This window comes from Photobacterium sp. DNB22_13_2 (genome assembly GCF_052873915.1).
Genome location: NZ_JBNNXU010000180.1, coordinates 1 through 259 on the forward strand (window position 1 = coordinate 1; position 259 = coordinate 259).

Here is a 259-nt window from a genome sequence, read left to right on the forward strand (position 1 = left end):
GCCACGAGGTCACACTCAACGCTGCCGTCATCCACTCGCCGGAAGCGTCGTACGACCTGGTGAAGACCATGCGCGCGTCGATCCTGGTGCTGGGCCCGCTGCTGGCGCGCTTCGGCCATGCGCGTGTGTCGCTGCCGGGCGGCTGCGGCATCGGCGCGCGTCCGGTCGATCAGCACATCAAGGGCCTGCAGCTGATGGGCGCCGAGATCGTCATTGAGCACGGCTACATCGAAGCCAAGCTGCCTGAAGGCGCCAAGCG

At 67.6% G+C, this 259-nt stretch carries 1 pseudogene; it reads left to right on the forward strand.

The features are described 5' to 3' along the window. Positions 1 to 259: pseudogene (locus tag ACVA58_RS28275) on the forward strand (UDP-N-acetylglucosamine 1-carboxyvinyltransferase); the annotation flags it as partial.